This window comes from Promicromonospora sp. NPDC023987 (assembly GCF_040639055.1).
In the GTDB taxonomy this organism is placed as follows: domain Bacteria; phylum Actinomycetota; class Actinomycetes; order Actinomycetales; family Cellulomonadaceae; genus Promicromonospora.
Window position 1 is genome coordinate 34,058 of record NZ_JBEZZF010000002.1, and the last position, 15,184, is coordinate 49,241.

General features: G+C 72.8%; 18 protein-coding genes. 12 read left to right on the forward strand and 6 right to left on the reverse strand.

All coding sequences use genetic code 11. The features are described from left to right. The first annotated feature begins 31 nt into the window (after positions 1–31). From AB0F40_RS01560 to AB0F40_RS01580, 5 genes are all read left to right on the forward strand, one after another. Positions 32–535, forward strand: coding sequence for a hypothetical protein (locus AB0F40_RS01560; protein WP_357463093.1), 504 nt, complete (start codon positions 32–34; stop codon positions 533–535). After that, positions 532–1,761, forward strand: a complete 1,230-nt coding sequence (locus AB0F40_RS01565) for an Nramp family divalent metal transporter (RefSeq protein ID WP_357463096.1) — start codon at positions 532–534, stop codon at positions 1,759–1,761. Before AB0F40_RS01560 ends, AB0F40_RS01565 begins: the two co-directional genes overlap by 4 nt. Further along, on the forward strand, positions 1,758–2,234 hold the full coding sequence (locus AB0F40_RS01570; RefSeq protein WP_357463099.1) for a hypothetical protein: 477 nt from the start codon (positions 1,758–1,760) through the stop codon (positions 2,232–2,234). The genes AB0F40_RS01565 and AB0F40_RS01570 overlap by 4 nt, the downstream gene beginning before the upstream one ends. A 10-nt stretch (positions 2,235–2,244) precedes the next feature. Continuing rightward, entirely contained in the window at positions 2,245–2,604 is a 360-nt protein-coding gene (locus AB0F40_RS01575) for a PRC-barrel domain containing protein (RefSeq protein ID WP_357463103.1), read from the forward strand. 305 nt (positions 2,605–2,909) lie between these two features. After that, positions 2,910–4,250 (forward strand): MFS transporter, encoded by a 1,341-nt coding sequence (locus AB0F40_RS01580; RefSeq protein ID WP_357463550.1) that lies wholly within the window; start codon positions 2,910–2,912, stop codon positions 4,248–4,250. Between the two features lie 114 nt (positions 4,251–4,364). Here AB0F40_RS01580 and AB0F40_RS01585 read toward each other — a convergent pair whose 3' ends face one another. The 5 genes from AB0F40_RS01585 to AB0F40_RS01605 all read right to left on the reverse strand — a co-directional run bounded on the left by AB0F40_RS01585 (position 4,365) and on the right by AB0F40_RS01605 (position 8,118). Next, entirely contained in the window at positions 4,365–4,832 is a 468-nt protein-coding gene (locus AB0F40_RS01585; protein ID WP_357463106.1) for a hypothetical protein, read from the reverse strand. A 118-nt stretch (positions 4,833–4,950) separates the two neighbouring features. Beyond that, complete coding sequence (locus AB0F40_RS01590; protein ID WP_357463109.1) at positions 4,951–5,454, reverse strand: GNAT family N-acetyltransferase; 504 nt, start codon at positions 5,452–5,454, stop codon at positions 4,951–4,953. 94 nt (positions 5,455–5,548) lie between these two features. Next, positions 5,549–5,869, reverse strand: a complete 321-nt coding sequence (locus AB0F40_RS01595; RefSeq protein ID WP_357463112.1) for an AzlD domain-containing protein — start codon at positions 5,867–5,869, stop codon at positions 5,549–5,551. After that, positions 5,866–6,585, reverse strand: a complete 720-nt coding sequence (locus AB0F40_RS01600) for an AzlC family ABC transporter permease (protein WP_357463115.1) — start codon at positions 6,583–6,585, stop codon at positions 5,866–5,868. Before AB0F40_RS01600 ends, AB0F40_RS01595 begins: the two co-directional genes overlap by 4 nt. Before the next feature lie 60 nt (positions 6,586–6,645). Further along, on the reverse strand, positions 6,646–8,118 hold the full coding sequence (locus AB0F40_RS01605; protein WP_357463118.1) for an NAD-dependent succinate-semialdehyde dehydrogenase: 1,473 nt from the start codon (positions 8,116–8,118) through the stop codon (positions 6,646–6,648). A gap of 92 nt (positions 8,119–8,210) precedes the next feature. Between AB0F40_RS01605 and rraA the strand changes: the two genes are divergently transcribed. From rraA to AB0F40_RS01625, 4 genes are read left to right on the forward strand one after another with little or no spacing between them, the layout of a single operon-like run. Next, a complete protein-coding gene (gene rraA / locus AB0F40_RS01610; RefSeq protein WP_357463121.1) occupies positions 8,211–8,675 on the forward strand; it encodes a ribonuclease E activity regulator RraA in 465 nt (154 codons plus the stop codon). Further along, a complete protein-coding gene (locus AB0F40_RS01615; RefSeq protein WP_357463124.1) occupies positions 8,672–9,280 on the forward strand; it encodes an AAA family ATPase in 609 nt (202 codons plus the stop codon). The genes rraA and AB0F40_RS01615 overlap by 4 nt, the downstream gene beginning before the upstream one ends. 16 nt (positions 9,281–9,296) lie before the next feature. After that, positions 9,297–10,286, forward strand: a complete 990-nt coding sequence (gene dapA / locus AB0F40_RS01620; RefSeq protein ID WP_357463127.1) for a 4-hydroxy-tetrahydrodipicolinate synthase — start codon at positions 9,297–9,299, stop codon at positions 10,284–10,286. A 37-nt stretch (positions 10,287–10,323) separates the two neighbouring features. Beyond that, the gene (locus AB0F40_RS01625; protein WP_357463130.1) at positions 10,324–12,009 is read left to right on the forward strand and encodes a ribonuclease J; all 1,686 of its coding nucleotides are present in this window, start codon (positions 10,324–10,326) and stop codon (positions 12,007–12,009) included. Positions 12,010–12,103: 94 nt separating this feature from the next. Here the strand turns inward: AB0F40_RS01625 and AB0F40_RS01630 are convergent, their stop codons facing one another. After that, the gene (locus AB0F40_RS01630; protein ID WP_357463133.1) at positions 12,104–12,919 is read right to left on the reverse strand and encodes an SDR family oxidoreductase; all 816 of its coding nucleotides are present in this window, start codon (positions 12,917–12,919) and stop codon (positions 12,104–12,106) included. Positions 12,920–13,008: 89 nt separating this feature from the next. Between AB0F40_RS01630 and AB0F40_RS01635 the strand changes: the two genes are divergently transcribed. The 3 genes from AB0F40_RS01635 to AB0F40_RS01645 all read left to right on the forward strand — a co-directional run bounded on the left by AB0F40_RS01635 (position 13,009) and on the right by AB0F40_RS01645 (position 15,162). Beyond that, positions 13,009–13,431 carry a MarR family winged helix-turn-helix transcriptional regulator gene (locus AB0F40_RS01635; protein WP_357463136.1) on the forward strand — a complete coding sequence of 141 codons (423 nt, stop codon included), beginning with the start codon at positions 13,009–13,011 and terminating at the stop codon, positions 13,429–13,431. Positions 13,432–13,525: 94 nt separating this feature from the next. Next, complete coding sequence (locus AB0F40_RS01640; protein ID WP_357463139.1) at positions 13,526–14,182, forward strand: DUF998 domain-containing protein; 657 nt, start codon at positions 13,526–13,528, stop codon at positions 14,180–14,182. Between the two features lie 149 nt (positions 14,183–14,331). Next, on the forward strand, positions 14,332–15,162 hold the full coding sequence (locus AB0F40_RS01645; protein WP_357463142.1) for a DUF4328 domain-containing protein: 831 nt from the start codon (positions 14,332–14,334) through the stop codon (positions 15,160–15,162). The last annotated feature ends 22 nt before the right edge of the window (positions 15,163–15,184 follow it).

Genomic DNA, 15,184 nt, shown 5'->3' on the forward strand with positions numbered 1-15,184 from the left:
AGAGCCGTCGATCCGCGCCAGTATTTCGAGCGTGACCAACCGCCCCGATCGCCCGCCGGCTCGCCACTGGGGCGCGGCGGTGCTGGTCCTGGCGCTGGTCGGCGTGCTGGCCGGGTGCGGGCCGGCGGCCACCCGGACCGACGACGCCGACGTGCTCGGCAGCGTCTCCGACCATCTCGAGGACGCGAGCTCGGCGGTCGCGTCGGCAGAGCTCGCCGTGCGGGGCAGTGCCGCCGGACGGCTCCCCGCCGTGACCGCGGACGTGGTGGTCGGGGACGCCGCGGAGACCGCGACGGGGGCCGTGCACGGGATCGGGACGGTCGTGCTCTCCACCGCCGACGCCGAGAAGGTGCGGGGCGACGCGCTCGACGCCGCCTCGGACGCCGTCGGTCCGGTCGCGGCCGCCCGCACCTGGCTGGGCCGCCCGTCGTCGTCGGCCGACGACGTGCTGCGCGCGCTCGACGACGCGGCCACCGCGCTCGACGAGGCGAGCGGTGCCGTGCGGCACGTCCAGTGGGCGCGGACGGCGCCATGAGGAGCCGCCTGCTGGCCGTGGCCCTCGGTGTGCTCACCGCGATCGGCGGATTCCTCGACGCGGGGGACATGGTCACCAACGCCGTCGTGGGCTCGCGGTTCGGGCTCTCGCTGGCCTGGGTCGTCGTGGTCGGCGTCGTGGGCATCTGCGTCTTCGCGCACATGTCCGGCAAGGTCGCCGCGGTGTCCGGCCGGGCGACGTTCGAGATCATCCGGGAGCGGCTCGGGCCGACGACCGCCGGGCTGAACCTGGTGGCCAGCCTCGCCGTCACGGTCCTGACCCTCGTCGCAGAGGTGGGTGGTATCGCTCTCGCGCTGCAGCTCGCGAGCAGCGTCGACCACCGGCTCTGGGTCCCGGTGGCGGTGCTGGCGGTGTGGCTCGTCCTGTGGCGCGTGAAGTTCAACCTCATGGAGAACGCCACGGGCCTGATGGGCCTGGCGCTGGTCGGGTTCGCGGTAGCGGTGTTCCTGCTCGGCCCAGACTGGGGCGAGCTCGGCGCGCAGCTGGTCCCGGACGTTCCCGCGCAGGAGAGCGTGGGGACGTACTGGTACTTCGCCGTGGCGCTGTTCGGAGCTGCCATGACGCCGTACGAGGTCTTCTTCTTCTCGTCGGGCGGCGTGGAGGACTCGTGGACCGTGAAGGACCTCGCGACGTCCCGCCTGAACGTGCTGGTGGGCTTCCCGCTCGGCGGGCTCCTGTCGATCGCCATCGCGGCCGGCGCGGCCATCGTCCTGCTGCCCACGGGCATCCAGGTCGACTCGATTTCCCAGCTCACCCTGCCGGCCGCTGAGGCGGGTGGCACGCTGCTCGTGGCGGTGGTGATCGTCGGGATGGTGGCGGCGACGTTCGGCGCCGCGCTGGAGACCGCGCTGTCGACCGGGTACACGCTCTCGCAGTACCTCGGCTGGTCGTGGGGCAAGTTCCGCCGCCCAGCGGGGGCTCCCCGGTTCCACCTGGCGATGATCGTGGCGCTCGTCGTCGCGGTCGGCGTCCTGATGACCAACGTGGACCCGATCGCCGTCACCGAGTACTCGGTGGTCTTCTCGGCCGTCGCGCTGCCCCTGACCTACCTGCCGATCCTCGTCGTCGCCAACGATCCCGAGTACATGGGCGAGCACGTCAACGGGCGGTTCATGAACGTGCTGGGCACGGTGTACCTGGTCATCCTCGTGGTGGCAGCGGTCTCGGCGATCCCCCTGATGATCGTGACGGAGGCGGGCGGATGAGGCGCTCCCGGACCGGCCCGCGCGACGCGGACTGCCTCCCCGAGCCGCCGCAGCCCGGGCGGGTCCTGGACGCGCGGCTGCACCTCCTGGACCGGCAGGTGCTCGACGTCGATGGCACGCCGGTGTGCACGCTCGACGACCTCGAGCTCGACGTGGTCGCCGGTTCCCGCCCGGCTGCGGGACCCGACCGGAGCCCGGGCTCCGGCGACCAGCCGCCGATCGACGGCAGCGTCCCCGTCGTCATCACCGCGCTGCTCACCGGCCCCGTCCTCGGCACACGGGTGTTCGGCGGACGCCCGCCCGTGTCCCGGTGGCACCGGCTGCCGTGGTCGCACGTGACGGACCTCAGCTCGGCGGTGCACCTGGGCGTGAGCGGGTCGCGCTTCGACGCGACCTGGCTCGAGCGCTGGGTGCGCAACCACATCATCGGCCGCATCCCCGGCGGCAACCACGATCCGGAGGGCTCAGGATGAGGAGACGACGGTGATCGCCTCGGACCTGCTCGACAAGCCCGTGCACGACGCCGGAGGGGCGCACGTCGGCTGGGTGGTCGACCTGCGGTTCGTGCTCGACGGGACCCCGGACACGCACCTCGCCCGCGCGCGGCTGCACGGGCTGGTGGTCTCCCCACGCACCCGGACGTCGTTCATGGGCTTCGAACGGTCGAGCGTGCGCCACCCGTGGCCGATCGCCCCGCTCCTGCGGTGGCGGCACCGCGGGACGTTCCTCGTGCACTGGCCGGACGTAGCCCAGGTGCCCGCACCGCAGGACGGCGCCGCGCCGGAGCGGGGCGCCGTCGTCGTGCTCCGTGCCGGATACACCTGCTACGAGCCGGAGCTCTGACGAGGGCAGGGCCGGTGTCCGGCTCCGTCCTCGTCGAAAGCAGTCCCCTGCGAGTCGGTGCGCGAGGTGCCAGCTTCTAATTGCGCTACGCCGACTGACTGACGTGCGAGGGCCGCCGGAGGCCAGGAGAGGGCCGTCACCTGCGACCTTGATCACGATCAGCCGCTGAGGGTAGAGCGCACCCGGAGCCGGTTGTTTGAATTGACGCCGCTGCGATCGGCGGTACTCGCCAGCGGCGTCCCCCTGACTTGAAAGTTCTCGTGCTCCTCCCTGCCTTTTTCAGCGCGCGGCTCCGCGCGCTGCGTGTGAAGCCCGTACAAACCGACCCGGCCTCCCGCCACTCGCCGTGGCGCGCGCTGCGCCATCCTGCGATGCGTCTCTGGACCGGTGCCAACCTCGTCTCGAGCGCGGGCACCTGGATGCAGATGACCGTCCAGAACCTCCTCGTCCTGCAGATCACGGGATCGCCTGCCGCGACAGGGCTCTCGCTGGCCGTCCAGGCGGCCCCCGGCCTGCTCTTCGGCGTCGCCGGTGGCGCGGTCGTGGACCGGTGGCCCCGCAAGGTGGTGGTCGCCGTGAGCCAGGCGGCACTCGGTCTGGTCGCCCTCACGACGGCCCTGCTCGTCGGCCTCGACGTGCTGAACCTGCCGCTCCTCCTCGCCCTCTCGGCGGTCACCGGCCTGGTGGCCGCGGTGGACGGCCCGGCGACCTCGCTCCTCGGCAACGACCTGGTCACGCCCGACGACGTGCCCTCCGCCATCGGGCTGGGCTCCGTGACGAACAGCGTGGGCCGGCTGGCCGGGGTCGGCGTGGCCGGCGGCCTGCTCGCGTTCACGGGACCGGAGGCCGCCTACCTCATCAACGGTGTCTCGTTCCTGGCGGTCGCCGCGCTGGTGCCGTTCCTGCGGCTGCACGCACAGCGCCTCGGGGACACGCTGCCGGTCGAACCGGTGCCACCGGCCGGCTCGGTGGTGCCCGTCCCCGCGGCAGCCCAGGTCGACCCCGTCGAGCCGGCCGAACCTCCGTCGAGCTCGCTCGACGGCATCAGGTACTTCCTGAGCCGTCCGCGCCTCGTCGCGCTGCTGGCCGTGACGGCCGTGAGCGCGGTCTTCGGGCGCAACTACTCGCTCACGCTCGCGGTGCTCGTCACCGGGGCGCTCGCCGGGACCACGCAGGACTTCGCGACCGTCGCCGCCGTGCTGGCCGTCGGCGGGATCGTCGGAGCGTTCTTCGCCGGCCGCCTCCGCCGTCCGACGGTGCGGATCGTGACGCTGCTCGCCGCGAGCGGCGCGCTGCTCCAGGTGCTCGCCGGCCTCTCGCCCACCTTCGCCCTGCTGCTGGTGGTCGTGGCGCCCATGGCAGTGGTGGAGTCGCTCTCGGACACCGCCGGTGCGACAGTGCTGCAGACCGACCCGCCGGCCGCCATGCGCGGGCGGGTGCTGGGTGTCTGGCGCAGTGCGAGCACCGCGTGGGGCCTTGCCGGGCCGCCGCTCCTGGGACTCATGATGGAGCTGATGGGCGTGCGGGGTGCCCTCGTGGCCGGCGGGCTGGTCGTGCTCGCCACGATCGTGGCGGGTGCGGTCCGCCGTCGGCTCACGGTGGCACGCCCGAAGGTCTCCGCGGAGACGCACGCCCTCGCGGCCTGACGGGCCCGTGGGCCACGCCATTCTCTGCGGGCCACGCCATCTTCTGCGGGATCTGGCTCGAACGGTGGATCATGGCGTCCTTCGTGGACGATGGCGTGCGCGCACGCGGCGCCATCAGTCGGTGAGGCTCGTCCAGCAGTACAGCCCGTGCCCCAGGTCCGCCGCACGCGCCGCGAGCGCCGCCAGGGGGAGCAGCGTGGCGGTGAGCCTGCGCGCCGGCACCGATGGTGTCGTGGTGGTGGACCACACGCGTGCCGCCTCGGCCAGGCGAACGGGCCCGGCGGAGGCGAGGTCGTCGGCGAGGTCCTGCGAGACGGTCACTATCCACGGCCCCTCGTCGCCTCCGCTGCCGACCAGGGTGCCGTGCCGGGGGTGCGCCGTGACCTCACCGTACGGGCGACCGGACAGCACGCCCGCGAGCCCGCCGAGCATGACGAACGGGTCCACCGCCGTCACCGCGACGGTGTCGAAGTGGGGCAGGCCGGTGTGCTGGTCGGTCTCGGCCGGCCCACCGGAGGTGTGGAGCGCCGTCGCCGCCACCTCGTCGGTGGGTGCGGCGAAGTACTCCGTGCGGATTCCCATGGTGCTGATGGTCGCAAGGCCGTGTCACGGGACTGTCACGCGGGCGTGAAACCTGGGGTCCGCTGTGCGCAGGTGGCGGCCCGGACGGGGCCGGGCCGTCGTCAGATCTGGCCCGTCGTCAGATCTGGGCGGACCACCGGTGCTCGACGACCTCGCGGACGCCCGTCGCCAGCGTGCGGCTCCGGCCGTCCTCCCCGAGGCCGCTGGCCTCGAGGAAGGCGGCGCGCGCCGTGTCGTCCACGAGCGACCAGGTGGTCACGGTCTCGGACCCGTCCGCGCGGAGGCGGTCGACGGCGGCCGCCAGGAGGCGGGAGCCGTGTCCCGCGCGCTGTGCCTCGGGCAGCACCTCGAGCGACAGCACCTGGCCGGGGGAGACGGCGGCGAAGCCCACGACGTCGGGCCCGTCGAGCGCGACGAACACCGCGAAGCCCGGGCCGGGCGGCGAGGTGATCGCCGACGACCACCGGCCGCGCATGGCCGGGACGTCGAGCGCGGCGATCACCCCCTCGCCCAGGACGCCGGTGGCGCGCCAGGCGGCCACCTGGACGGCGGTCACGGCGGACTCGTCACCGGCGACGGCAGGGCGGACGGAAACGTCGGCGGTCTCGCGAAACAGTGCCACCCGGTCACCCTAGCTGCCGGTGCCGCCGCCCGAGTGACCATGTACCTGCTGCCAGACAAGACGGGTTCTTGGCAGCAGGTACATGGTCACTCGGTCAGCCCCAGCCGAGGGCGCGCAGGCCGGCGGCCGTGCCGGCGGCGAGCACCACCACGAGGATGAACGGTGCGCGCAGGGCGAGGGCCAGGGCGGCGACCGCGAGTGCGGGGAGGCGCGCGTCCACGGTCAGGGTGCGCCCGTCGGCGAAGCCCTGGACCACCACGAGGGAGACGAGGAGCGCCACGGTCACGAGGGTGGTGATCCGCGAGACGCGCTCGGACGCGAGCCAGGTGCGGGGGACCAGGTGCCCGCCGAGCTTGAGGGCGTAGCAGGCCAGCGACGCGACGAGCACGGTGACCCAGAGCACTGTGGTGGTCATGGGACGGTCTCCTTCTCGGGCGCCACGACGGTTCCCGGGCCGGCCGGGGTGACCAGTCCGACGACGACGGCCACGGCCGCCGCGGCGAGCACCGGGATGCCCGGGGGCACGAAGGGGATCAGCGCTGCGGTGGCCACGACGGCGAGCCCGGCGACGAGCTGGGCGCGGCGGGGCGCGAGCCGCGGCCAGACGAGGGCGAGGAACGCGGCGGCCGCGGCGGCGTCGAGCCCCCAGGCGCGCGGGTCGCCGAGCGCGTCGCCGGCGAGCGCACCGAGGAGCACGAACGCGTTCCAGAGCACGAAGACGCCGACGCCAGTGACCCAGAACCCGATCCGGGACGCGGCCGGTTCTGGCTGCGCGGCGGCGACCGCCGTCGACTCGTCGATGGTGAGGTGGGCGGCGGCGAGACGGCGCCAGCCGCGCACCTGGAGCAGCGGCGAGACCACCGCGCCGTACAGGGTGTTGCGCAGGCCGAGCAGGGCAGCCGTGGCGACTGCCGCGACCGGGGTGCCCGCGGCGCCGATGACACCGACGAGGGCGAACTGCGACCCGCCGGAGAACATGAGCAGGCTCAGGGCCATGGTGGGGCCCAGACCGAGACCGGCGGCCACCGACAGCGCGCCGAAGGAGATGCCGTACAGGCCGGTCGCCACCGAGACGCTCACACCCTGGCGGACGGCGGCGCGCGCCGCCGGGTTGCTGGACAGGACGTTCACGTCGTGAGGCTACGTCGTCGCGGGGCGGGTCCGGTGCGGCGCCCGCCGTCCGGACGGGGCTCACATCGCGACGTACACCGTCTCCTGGTACTCCTCCATGCCCGCCTCGCCGCCCTCGCGGCCCAGCCCGGAGGCCTTGACCCCGCCGAACGGCGCGCTCGCGTCGGACACCAGCCCTCGGTTGATGCCGATCATCCCGGCCTCGATCTCGTCCATGGCGCGCTGCGCCCGGGCCAGCGAGGTCGTGTACGCGTACGCCGCCAGGCCGAACGGGGTGCCGTTGGCGAGCTCGTAGGCCTCGTCGTCGGACCCGAAGGCGACGATCGGGGCGACCGGACCGAAGATCTCCTCCGTCACGATCCGCGCGTCGCCGCTGATGCCGGTGAGCACCGTCGGCTCGAAGAAGTGGCCCGGGCGGTCGAGCCGCCCGCCCCCGGTGAGGACCTGGGCGCCGTGGGCGACGGCGTCGTCCACCAGGCCGGTCACCTTCTCCACAGCCGACTCGTTGATGAGCGGCCCTACCTCGGCGCCCGGCTGGGTGCCCGGACCGGTGACCTTGGCGCCCACTGCCGTGGCGAGCTTCTCCGCGAAGGTGTGCGCGACGGCGTCGTGCACCAGGAAGCGGTTGGCGGCCACGCAGGACTGGCCGGAGTTGCGCAGCTTCGCGATCAGCGCGCCCTCGACGGCGGCGTCGACGTCCGCGTCCTCGAACACGACGAACGGCGCGTTGCCGCCCAGCTCCATCGAGCTGCGCAGGACGTTCTTCGCGGCCTGCTCGAGCAGGACGGAGCCCACCCGGGTCGAGCCGGTGAACGAGACCTTGCGCAGCCGGGGGTCCGCGAACAGGGGCTCTGTCACGGGGCCCGACCGCGAGGTCGGGACCACGTTGACGATGCCCGCCGGCAGCCCGCGCGACTCAGCCTCGGAGCGGATGATCTCCGCGACCAGGAGGGTGGTCATCGGCGTCAGCGAGGCGGGCTTGATCACCACGGTGCACCCGGCGGCGAGCGCCGGGGCGATCTTGCGGGTCGCCATGGCGATGGGGAAGTTCCAGGGGGTGATCAGCAGGGTCGGGCCGACCGGCCGGCGGCTCACGTACTGCTTGTTGGTGCCCGACGGCGCCGTGCGCACCAGGCCGTCCGCCCGCACCGCCTGCTCGGCGAACCAGCGCAGGAACTCGGCGCCGTAGACGACCTCGGCACGGGCCTCGGCCAGCGGCTTGCCCGCCTCGGCGGTGATGAGCGCCGCGATGTCGCCGGCGCGCGCGATGAGGCGCTCGAAGACGGCCCGCAGCAGGTCGGAACGTTCGCGGGGCGGCACGGCGCGCCAGGCGGGTGCGGCGGCGTGCGCGGCGTCGAGGGCGCGGACGGCGTCGGCAGGCGTGGCGTCGGAGACGTCGAAGATGGGCTCGGCGGTCGCCGGGTCGGTGACCTCGAACGTGGCTCCGCCCGCGACGGGGCCCCAGTGCCCGTCGACGAGGAGGCCGGTGGGCAGGTGTGCCACAAGTGCGGGGGAGAGCGTCGTCGCCGTCATAATCCGAGTATCCATGTCCGCGCAACCGGCGCACGGGGGCTGACCCGCGACCGAGTATCGTCTGGCGCACGCCAACGAGACGGGGGATCACCATGACGGCGACGGCCGACCTGTACGACCAGCACGGGGAGGCGCTGGCCTCGCTCGCTCTGCAGCTGCGCGACTTCGGCGGGACCCGTGCCTTCTCCGGCCCGGTGCGGACGGTGCGGTGCCACGAGGACAACGGCCTGGTCAAGGCGATCACGCGGACACCGGGCGAGGGGGCGGTCCTGGTGGTCGACGGCGGCGGATCGCTCCGCAGCGCCCTGCTGGGCGACCTCATCGCCGCCGCGGCGGTCGAGAACGGCTGGGCCGGCGCGATCGTCCACGGTGCGATCCGGGACTCCACGGCGATCGGCGAGCTGCGGCTCGGCGTGAAGGCGCTCGGGACCAACCCCCGCAAGTCGTCGAAGGCGGGCGCCGGCGTGGTGGACGAGGCGGTGGAGATCGGCGGCGTCGTGTTCCGGCCGGGCGCGATGGTGTACGCGGACGAGGACGGCGTGCTGGTCGAACGATGACGCGGGGGCAGGGGTGTGTCGCGCCCGGGGGAGCCGAACGGCCGCACGGGCCGCGGCTGGTCCTGCTCAACGGGCTGCCTGGCGTGGGCAAGTCCACGGTCGCGGCGGCCTGGTCGGCGCGGCACCCCGGAACGCTGAACCTTGACATCGACGTGGTCCGGTCGCTGATCAGCGGCGCCGCGCCGGACACGGCGGAGCCGGCCCGGGCGCTCGGGCTCGCCATGGCGGTCGAGCACCTGCGGGGCGGGCGCGACGTCGTCGTGCCGCAGCTCGTGGCGCGCGCCGACCAGGTGTCGCGCTTCGCGGACGCCGCGGCCACGGCGGGCGCGCGGTTCGTCCACGTCCTGGTGGAGACGCCGGACGCTCTGGTGGCGGCGCGCCTGGCCGCGGACGACGCACCCCAACGGCGCGACCTCGGCCCGGCGGCGCTCGCGGACTACGCGACGGGCCTGCGCGAGGTGGCCCTGCGGCCGGGCGTGCTCCGGCTGACCGGCGAACGGCTCGCCGACGCCGTCGGGCGGCTGGAGCGGCTTCTCGGAGCGGTCCGCGACCCCGGCCAGGACCCTGCCGGACCGGCGAGCACGAGCCCGGTGACGGGGCGGTAAACGGTACGGTAGGCCTATGGTTCTTCCCGCTGCCTCCGCGCGCCCGTTCGGCGCGGTCCTGACCGCGATGGTCACCCCGATGACGCCCGACGGCGCCATCGACCTGAAAGCGGCGGCCAAGCTGGCGAAGAAGCTCGTCGACGACGGGAACGACGGCCTCGTCCTGTCCGGCACGACCGGCGAGTCCCCGGTGACGCACACGCCCGAGAAGGTGGAGCTCGTCGCCGCCGTCGTCGAGGCGGTGGGCGACCGGGCCGCGGTCCTGGCCGGTGCCGGGTCGAACGACACGGCGCACGCGATCCGGATGGCCACGCAGGCCGCGGACGCCGGCGCCGACGGGCTGCTGGTCGTGTCGCCGTACTACTCGCGGCCCACGCAGGAAGGGCTGTACCAGCACTTCGCGGCCGTGGCCGACTCCACAGAGCTGCCCGTCATGCTGTACGACATCCCCGGCCGGTCCGGGGTGCGCATCGCGCCCGAGACGTTCGCGCGCATCGCCGAGCACCCCCTGGTCGTGGCCAACAAGGACGCCACCGGCGACGTCTGGTCGGCGGAGCAGCTCATCGAGGCCACCGGTCTCGCCTGGTACTCCGGCGACGACGGGCTGCTGCTGCCCTCCCTGAGCGTGGGTGGAGCCGGCATCGTGTCGGTGTCCGCGCACCTGGTCGGGCGGAAGTTCGCCGAGGTCGTGCGGCTGTGGGACGCCGGTGACCACGCCGGTGCGCTCACGGTGTTCCGGACCACGGTGCCGATCATCAACGCGCTCAACGGCGCCGGCGCGCAGGCCGTGATGACCAAGGCCGCCCTGCAGGCGCAGGGGGTCCTGGAGCACCGGACGCTGCGGCTGCCCAACGTCGCCGCCACCGACCACGAGGTGGCCCACCTGCGCGCCGTCCTGGTCGCGGGCGGCGTGATCCCCGCGAGCGCGCATCCGATGTCGCCGCCGGAGCTCCCCGAGGACGCCACTGCGGTCATCGGGCACCCGGCGATCGCCACCCCCCGTTAAAGACTTTCTCTGTACGTAACGAGGCCTTGGAGGCCAAGTGAGCCACCCTCACCCTGAACTGTCCCTGCCCCCCGCACTGCCCGAAGGCGGACTGCGCGTGGTCGCCCTCGGCGGCCTGGGCGAGGTGGGACGCAACATGGCGGTCCTCGAGCATGCCGGCAAGCTGCTCATCATCGACTGCGGTGTCCTCTTCCCCGAGGACAACCAGCCCGGCGTGGACCTGATCCTGCCGGACTTCGACTACATCAAGGATCGCCTCGACGACATCGAGGCGATCGTGCTGACGCACGGCCACGAGGACCACATCGGTGCCGTGCCCTACCTGCTGCGGCTCCGCAAGGACATCCCGCTGGTCGGCTCGCGTCTCACGCTCGCATTCATCGAGGCGAAGCTCAAGGAGCACCGCATCAAGCCCTACACCCTCGAGGTGAAGGAAGGGCAGCGCGAGAAGCTCGGCGCCTTCGACTGCGAGTTCGTCGCGGTCAACCACTCCATCCCGGACGCGCTCGCCGTCGCGGTCACCACCGCCGCCGGCACCGTCCTGCACACCGGTGACTTCAAGATGGACCAGCTGCCGCTCGACGGCCGCATCACCGACCTGCGCGCCTTCGCCCGCCTCGGCGAGAAGGGGGTCGACCTCTTCATGGTGGACTCCACCAACGCGGAGGTGCCCGGCTTCGTGACGCCCGAGGCCGAGATCGGCCCGGTGCTGGACGACGTGTTCGCCCACGCGGACAAGCGGATCATCGTCGCGTCCTTCTCGTCCCACGTGCACCGCGTGCAGCAGGTGCTGCGCGCCGCGCACGCCCACGGCCGCCGCGTCGCCCTCGTGGGCCGCTCCATGGTGCGCAACATGGGCATCGCCGCAGACCTCGGCTACCTCGACGTGCCGCCCGGCGTGCTGATCGACCTCAAGAAGGCCGACTCGCTGCCGGACGACCAGATCGTCTACATGTCCACGGGCTCCCAGGGCGAGCCGATGGCGGCACTCTCCCGCATGGCCAACGGCGACCACAAGGTGCAGGTCGAGTTCGGCGACACCGTGATCCTCGCCTCGTCGCTCATCCCGGGCAACGAGAACGCCGTGTTCCGCATCATCAACGGGCTCACCCGCCTCGGCGCACGTGTCGTGCACGGAGGTAACGCGAAGGTGCACGTCTCCGGGCACGCGTCCGCCGGCGAGCTCATGTACTGCTACAACATCCTCAAGCCCAAGAACGTCATGCCGGTGCACGGCGAGGTGCGCCACCTCGTGGCCAACGCGGCGCTCGCGGTCAAGACCGGTGTACCCGCCGACCACGTGGTGCTCGCCGAGGACGGCGTGGTCGTGGACCTAGTGGACGGCAAGGCCTCCGTGGTCGGCGCGGTGCCCTGCGGCTACGTGTACGTCGACGGATCGTCGGTCGGCGAGATCACCGAGGCCGAGCTCAAGGACCGCGTGGTCCTGGGCCAGGAGGGCTTCGTGTCCGTCTTCGCGGTCATCGACACCGCCACGGGCAAGGTGCTCGCGCCGCCGCAGGTGCTGGCCCGCGGCATGGCCGAGGACGCCTCGGTGTTCGACAAGGTCATGCCAGAGGTCACCGCGGCGCTCGAGAACGCGATCGCGGGCGGGGCGACCGACACGCACCAGCTCCAGCAGATCATGCGCCGCACCATCGGTCGCTACGTGGCGACGCGGCTGCGCCGCAAGCCGATGATCGTCCCGGTGGTCGTGGAGGCCTGACCGGTCCGGTCGGGCTGGAGGACCGTTGAGAACGGGGTTATGTGTCTGATCGGCCCGATCAGACACATAACCCCGTTCTCGTCGGCCGAGATCGTCAAGCCTGGTCGACGACCTCGTCCAGGCGCAGCCGGCGATTGAGCGCTCCGGCGATCCGCACGGCGGCGGTGCGCGGCAGGAGCCTCGCCGGCCAGGTCATCGCACGGTTCACCGCCCGGCCGGGGTAGGAGACGGCGCGCCGCCGGGCGTAGTCGTCCAGCGTGTGGGCCGCGACCCGCTCCGGCGTGTCGGCTGCCCGGGCATCGATGGTGGCCGTGGTCCCGTCGAAGAAGCCGGTAGCGATCGCACCGGGATGCGCGGCCATGACGTGTACCCCGGTTCCCCGTAGCTCCTCGGCCAGCGACTCGGTGAAGGAGAGCACGAACGCCTTGGTCGCGGCGTAGCTGGCCTGGTAGGGCATGGGCTGGAACGCGGCGGTCGACGAGACGTTGATGATGCCGCCCGAGCCGCGAGCGACCAGCTCGGCCCCGATCGCATGCGTCAGGGCGAGGAGTCCGCCGATGTTGAGCCCGACCGTGCTCAGCTGGGGCCCGAGGGGGCGGCCGAGGAACGGGCCCACGCTGCCGGCGCCCGCGTTGTTGAGCAGCAGGTCGACGGTCAGACGGCGGTCGCGCAGCTGCCGCAGGATCCGCTCGGGCCCGTCGGGAGCCGAGAGGTCGCCGACGATCACCTCGGCGTCCGGGCCGCCGTGCCGTTCCCTGATCTCGGCGACGAGCTCCCGCAGCGGTTCTTCCGAGCGGGCCAGCAGGATCAGCCGCGCTCCTCGGCGGGCCAGCTCCAGCGCGTAGGCCCGCCCTAGCCCTTTCGACGCGCCGGTGACGAGCACTGTGACGCCGCGATAGTCGTCGCTCACAAGGTCCTCCATTGTTTCGAGTCTCGAAGTATTGAGCCACGAACGTAGCACGACTACTTCGAGACTCGAACTATCGGTAGGATGCGGGAATGACCACGCCAGAGCTCACCGCGGTGGTCGCGGCGACCCACGACATCTGGATGCGGACGAACGACCTGCTCGGGCCGTCGCTGGCCGAGCACCAGATGACGCCGGCGACGTTCCAGGCGCTGTGGGTGATCGATCCCGACGAGAAGCCTCCGTCGATGAAGGTGATGGCCGAGCGGCTGTACTGCAACGCGCCCAACCTGACGTTCATCAGCAACCAGCTCGTCGACCGGGGCCTGGCGGAGCGTGCGGTGGACCCGGACGACCGACGGTCCCGCGTCCTGGTCCTGACGGCCAAGGGACGCGAGGTGCGCGCCGAGCTGGTGCGCGTGGCCCTGGAGAAGACCCCGCTGGCAGTGCTCGACGGGAGCGAGCTGCGGCAGCTCATGACGCTGCTGGAGCGCGTCACCCGGTCTGCCGGATAGCCCACGGGCCGCACGGCGCTCAGTTCTCGGGCGGTCCGTCGTCTATCGGACAGGACGTCGGCGTCGGGCCGGCGTGACGGGTCCGGAGGACACGATGGAACAGGACACGGAGTTCGACATGGCGGCCGCGGTGACGCGGTCGATGCTCGGCTGGGGCGTGGTCGCGGGGCCGTTCTACCTGGTCGTCGGGCTGGTCCTGTTGCTCACCCGCGAGGGGTTCGACCTCGCGCGGCACCCGCTCAGCGCGCTCATGCTGGGCGACGGCGGCTGGATGCAGACCACCAACCTGGCCCTGAGCGGCGTGATGGTCTTCGTCGCCGGCCTGGGGATGGCACGGGCGACCGCCCGCGGTACCGGGATCGGGGTGGGCATCTACGGTCTGGCGATGGTGGCGAGCGCGATCTTCCCGCCCGACCCGATGCCCGGCTTCCCGCCGGGGCAGGACGGGGCCACCACACCGAGCGTCGCGGGCCTGCTGCACCTCGCGTTCGGCGGTATCGGGTTCGTCGCGTTCGCCGTGGCGGCGTTCCTGCTCGGCGGGTGGCTGACCCGGCACGGCGAGCGCACCGGGGCGCTCTGGTCGCGCGTCGCCGCCGTCGTGATCCTCGTGGGCTTCGTCGGTGGGGCGGCTCTGGGCCCCGCCGGGATGGCCGGCATCTGGGCGGCCGTGGTCGTCGGGTTCGCCTGGCTGCTGCTCGCCTCCGTCCGGCTCTACCGAGAGGTGCCGCACCCGGACGTGGCGCGCCGCTGACCGCGGCGCGCCACGCACGCTGGTTCGCCGTCCGACCGGTGCTCCGGTCAGACGGCGACCTGGTTGCGGACGTCGCGGTTCACCCGCAATTGGTGGCTACCGGACATAGCGGTGTGAGTACGGTGTCGGGAACACACCGGAGGCCATTGATGTCCGATCCGCGTATTCCCCACCAGAACGCTGCGTCCTGGTCAGGGCCCGGCCAGCAGGACCGGCCGCCCTACCCCGAGCAGCTGGGCAGCCCTGCGCACCCGCAGTCCCCGTACGCCGAACCGCAGTACCCCGAGCATCGCACCGGCCAGTACCCGGTCACCACCGGGCAACGTGTCGACACCGCGCCGCAGCATCAGGTGGCCGTCGACGAGGCCTATCCGCCCGCACGGCGGCGCCTGCCGAGCAAGCCCTTGCCCGAGCCCCCTGCCGGGCTGGCCGTCGGGACGATCGTCGCCGCTTGCTGCCTGCTCTTCGTCGAGTTCGCCGAGCTGGCGATCCTGCTCGTCACCGGCGGCAGGGGCGGGGCCGCCGCGGGCATCGAGATCGGCCTGGGTGTCCGGTTCGACCCCAACGGCGACACGGTGACGCTCCTGTTCGGGCTGGCCGCCTTCGTGGCCGCCTGCGTCTGGCTGCGGGCCAGCCGCAGGTTCGCCGAGGCCGCGAACCCCGCAGCGCGGTTCGCGCACGGCCCGGCCTGGACATGGTTCGGCTGGTGGGTGCCGGTAGCCCTCCTGTGGATCCCCTACGGCGTGGTCCGCGACGTCCGCCGCGCCGTGGTCCCGGACGGCGGACGCCGAGTCGTGCTCGGCCTGTGGTGGTCCTTCTGGCTCCTGTCGGGCCTGCGGGTGCTGGCCTCGTCCTCCGCCGACGCGGAGATCCTCGTCCGGTCCGTCGCGGTGGCGGCGTTGACCGTCGCGTTCGCCTGGTGGGTCCGGATCGTCCGCGAGATCACACGAGCTCAGGAGAAGGCCGCAGGTTTCGCCTGATCGAGGGCACGTTAACCTGCCC

Excerpts from the sequence above, each read along its gene's own strand:
- AB0F40_RS01615 (WP_357463124.1), top strand. The coding sequence starts at position 8,672 with ATGACGCGGGGGCAGGGGTGTGTCGCGCCCGGGGGAGCCGAACGGCCG.
- AB0F40_RS01605 (WP_357463118.1), bottom strand. The coding sequence starts at position 8,118 with ATGACGGCGACGACGCTCTCCCCCGCACTTGTGGCACACCTGCCCACC.
- AB0F40_RS01570 (WP_357463099.1), top strand. The coding sequence starts at position 1,758 with ATGAGGCGCTCCCGGACCGGCCCGCGCGACGCGGACTGCCTCCCCGAG.
- AB0F40_RS01595 (WP_357463112.1), bottom strand. The coding sequence starts at position 5,869 with ATGACCACCACAGTGCTCTGGGTCACCGTGCTCGTCGCGTCGCTGGCC.
- AB0F40_RS01585 (WP_357463106.1), bottom strand. The coding sequence starts at position 4,832 with ATGGGAATCCGCACGGAGTACTTCGCCGCACCCACCGACGAGGTGGCG.
- dapA (WP_357463127.1), top strand. The coding sequence starts at position 9,297 with ATGGTTCTTCCCGCTGCCTCCGCGCGCCCGTTCGGCGCGGTCCTGACC.
- AB0F40_RS01565 (WP_357463096.1), top strand. The coding sequence starts at position 532 with ATGAGGAGCCGCCTGCTGGCCGTGGCCCTCGGTGTGCTCACCGCGATC.
- AB0F40_RS01645 (WP_357463142.1), top strand. The coding sequence starts at position 14,332 with ATGTCCGATCCGCGTATTCCCCACCAGAACGCTGCGTCCTGGTCAGGG.
- rraA (WP_357463121.1), top strand. The coding sequence starts at position 8,211 with ATGACGGCGACGGCCGACCTGTACGACCAGCACGGGGAGGCGCTGGCC.
- AB0F40_RS01635 (WP_357463136.1), top strand. The coding sequence starts at position 13,009 with ATGACCACGCCAGAGCTCACCGCGGTGGTCGCGGCGACCCACGACATC.
- AB0F40_RS01640 (WP_357463139.1), top strand. The coding sequence starts at position 13,526 with ATGGAACAGGACACGGAGTTCGACATGGCGGCCGCGGTGACGCGGTCG.